At 61.8% G+C, this 2874-nt stretch carries 4 protein-coding genes; 1 reads left to right on the top strand and 3 read right to left on the bottom strand.

The features are described from left to right. Positions 1-34 precede the first annotated feature (34 nt). The 3 genes from V6M39_RS15120 to V6M39_RS15110 form a co-directional block, all read right to left on the bottom strand. On the bottom strand, positions 35-238 hold the full coding sequence (locus V6M39_RS15120; RefSeq protein WP_056208020.1) for a cold-shock protein: 204 nt from the start codon (positions 236-238) through the stop codon (positions 35-37). 186 nt (positions 239-424) lie between these two features. After that, positions 425-1186, bottom strand: a complete 762-nt coding sequence (locus tag V6M39_RS15115; protein ID WP_332644642.1) for a DsbA family protein — start codon at positions 1184-1186, stop codon at positions 425-427. Positions 1187-1286: 100 nt separating this feature from the next. Further along, positions 1287-2042 carry a DsbA family protein gene (locus tag V6M39_RS15110; protein ID WP_332644641.1) on the bottom strand — a complete coding sequence of 252 codons (756 nt, stop codon included), beginning with the start codon at positions 2040-2042 and terminating at the stop codon, positions 1287-1289. Positions 2043-2137: 95 nt separating this feature from the next. Here V6M39_RS15110 and orn point away from each other — a divergent pair, with 95 nt between their 5' ends. Next, a complete protein-coding gene (orn, locus tag V6M39_RS15105) occupies positions 2138-2749 on the top strand; it encodes an oligoribonuclease (RefSeq protein WP_332644640.1) in 612 nt (203 codons plus the stop codon). Positions 2750-2874 lie beyond the last annotated feature (125 nt).

Below are 2874 nucleotides of genomic sequence, written 5' to 3'. Positions count from 1 at the left end.
GGGGGATTCTTACTGAACTAAATCAGTGGGTGAATCAGAGGGGACGAATGTTCGTCGCCTGCAGGCCCTTCTGGCCCTGCTCGACGTCGAATTCAACCTTCTGGTTCTCGTCCAGCGAGCGGTAGCCGCTCGTGGCGATCGCGCTGAAGTGCGCGAATACGTCTTCGCTGCCGTCGTCGGGGGCGATGAATCCAAAGCCCTTGTCAGCGTTGAACCACTTGACGGTTCCTGTTGCCATGTTCTTACTCCTATTAGCGAGCTAGTCACTCACGCGTTTCGCGAGCGACTTCGCCACACACATTCAACCTTCGAGGAGAACAAGACACCTTTTACGGAAACCAGATTCATTCGTACGGCCCAACGTTGTGCAACTACTCACAAGTGTACCGGTTTTCGCCGACAAATGCGCCCTGCAAGGCGGGACCTACGCCTTCTTGGCCGCGTCGATCGCCTGCTGCATAGCCGCGGGTGTCGGGGACTTGACGTCCTTGCCGTCGATACGGACCCAGGGCGTGCCTTCGAACCCGTCCTTGCTGAGCTGTTCGCCCGCATCTTCGATCCACGGACCGAACCGCTTGGAGAGGACACAGGAGTCGATTCCGGTGACTCCAGCAGTCTTGGCCGTCTCGATCAGCGCCTTGTCATCTGGTCCGACCGTGCCCTCGGCGGGCTGGCCGGCGTACAGCAGATCGTGCATGACCTTGTACTTCTCGACGCCGCCCTTGTCGAGCACGCAGAGTGCCGCGTTGAGCGCTCGGCTGGAGTACTCGTTGCCGCTCTGGCTGTCCAGGAAGCTGATCGGGCGGTACTCGACCGTGATCTCGCCCTTCTTGACCAGATCGTTGAGGAAGGCGCCGCTCTGCTGCTCGAACGACAGACATGCCGGGCACTGGAAGTCCTCGGTGAGGATGACCTTGACCGGGTCGGTGCCGGCCGTTCCGCCAGCCGCGACGGCGTCGTACTCGAATCCGTAGTCAGCGTTGACGTTCTTGGGAGCCACGAGCTCGGTGTTTGTCTTGTTCTTGTCGTTCGCGCTCTTGACGGCGTAGCCGCCGACAGCGATGAGTGCGATGACCACCGTGACGATCGCGATGGAGATCAGGTTGCGCTGCTTGCGGTCGGCCTTCTCTCGTTCCTTGCGCATCTGCTCGGCACGGGCGGCGCGCTCTTGACGTTCGTTTGCCACGTATGTCTCCTGGGTCGGGCGGTCACGATGACCAACGCAAGGTGTTCGTAGAAGGTTCCATCAGACCCTATCTGGCCACCCAACCGCTCGGTCTGGGCCGTCACCCCTTTTGGGCTGCTTTGATCGCCTGCGGAAGGCTCGTGACGTCCATCGGATTCTCGAGCTGCTGACCATCGACGAACACAGTCGGAGTGCCTTCGACGCCGCGCTTCTCTCCGGCCTTCATGGCTTCGTCGACCCAAGGCATGAACCGTTCGGACTCCACGCACGAATCAATGCCCGTGATACCAAGGCCAGCGACAGCCTTGATGAGTTCGGCGTCGGCCGGACCCTTGGTGCGTTCCTCGGGTTGGTTCGTGAACAGGTAGTCGTGCACCTTGACGTAGTCAGCCACGCCTCCCTGGTCGAGGGCGCAGAGGGCGACGTTCGTTGCGCGGTGGGAGTAGCGATTGGGACTTCCACCAAATTCATCGAGGAACGAGAACGGGCGATACGTGATCGTGATCTCGCCACTCTCGACCATCTCGGCAAGCACACCGCTGCTCTGGTGCTCAAAAATCACACAAATCGGGCACTGGAAGTCTTCGTAGAGCTCGACCGAGACCGGATCGGACCCAGCAGGAGCTTCGTCGTACACGATGCCGAAGTCGTCGGTGGTGTTCTTGGGGGCGACAAGTGTCGGTGCGGGCCCGGGATCCATCGCGTTCTTGACCGCCCATGCGCCCAGTGCGATCAGCCCGATCACTACAACGACGATGGCGATCGAGATGAGATTGCGCTGTCGACGCCCAGCCTTCTCGCGTTCCTTGCGCATCTGTTCGGCGCGTTCCGCTCGCTGCTGACGTTCGTTCGCCACTGCTGCCCCTTAGATCGCTTCCTGACGCACAGTATCCGGCACGGAAGCACTGTGCTCGGAGTGCGACGTCTGCGCGGGCAAGTAAGGTGCACGACGTGAATGACAAGCTGGTGTGGATCGACTGCGAGATGACCGGGCTGAGCCTTGAGACCGATGCGTTGGTCGAGGTTGCGGCTCTCGTCACCGACTACGAGCTCAACGTCCTTGGCGCTGGGGTCGACCTGATCATCAAGCCTCCCGCGGAGGCGCTCGATCAGATGGACGACTTCGTACGCAACATGCACACCAACTCCGGTCTGCTCACCCAGCTCGATGACGGGCTCAGCCTGCGCGACGCCGAGGAGCAGGTGCTCGACTACATCCGGCAGCACGTCAAGGAGCCCCGCAAGGCCCCGCTCGCCGGCAACACGATCGGCACCGACCGAATGTTCCTCGCCCGCGACATGACCGAGCTCGAGACCTGGATGCACTATCGCGTCGTCGACGTCTCGTCGATCAAGGAGCTCACGCGACAGTGGTACCCGCGGGCCTATTTCGCCTCCCCGCCCAAGCGCGGACATCACCGTGCGCTGGTCGACATCCAGGAGAGCATCGAAGAACTCAAGTACTACCGGGGCGCCGTGTTCGTCCCCCAGCCCGGCCCCGAAACGGATACTGCCAAGGCGATCGCCGACCAGGTCGCCGGATCGGTGACGGGCCCGTCATAGCAAGCGTCTGACCTGCGTTAGACTTCCTGACGCCGTGTCGGGCGCATGCTCGGCACGCGTGGTGGGCGTAGCTCAGTTGGTAGAGCACCGGCTTGTGGTGCCGGTGGCCGCGGGTTCAAGTCCCG

The organism is Aeromicrobium sp. (assembly GCF_036675695.1).
Taxonomy (GTDB): Bacteria; Actinomycetota; Actinomycetes; order Propionibacteriales; family Nocardioidaceae; genus Aeromicrobium.
The sequence above is the reverse complement of the archived record's forward strand: the minus strand, read 5'-3'. Positions and strand labels throughout refer to the sequence as shown.

Coding starts and splice junctions, on each gene's coding strand:
- V6M39_RS15120 (WP_056208020.1), bottom strand. CDS start 238: ATGGCAACAGGAACCGTCAAGTGGTTCAACGCTGACAAGGGCTTTGGA.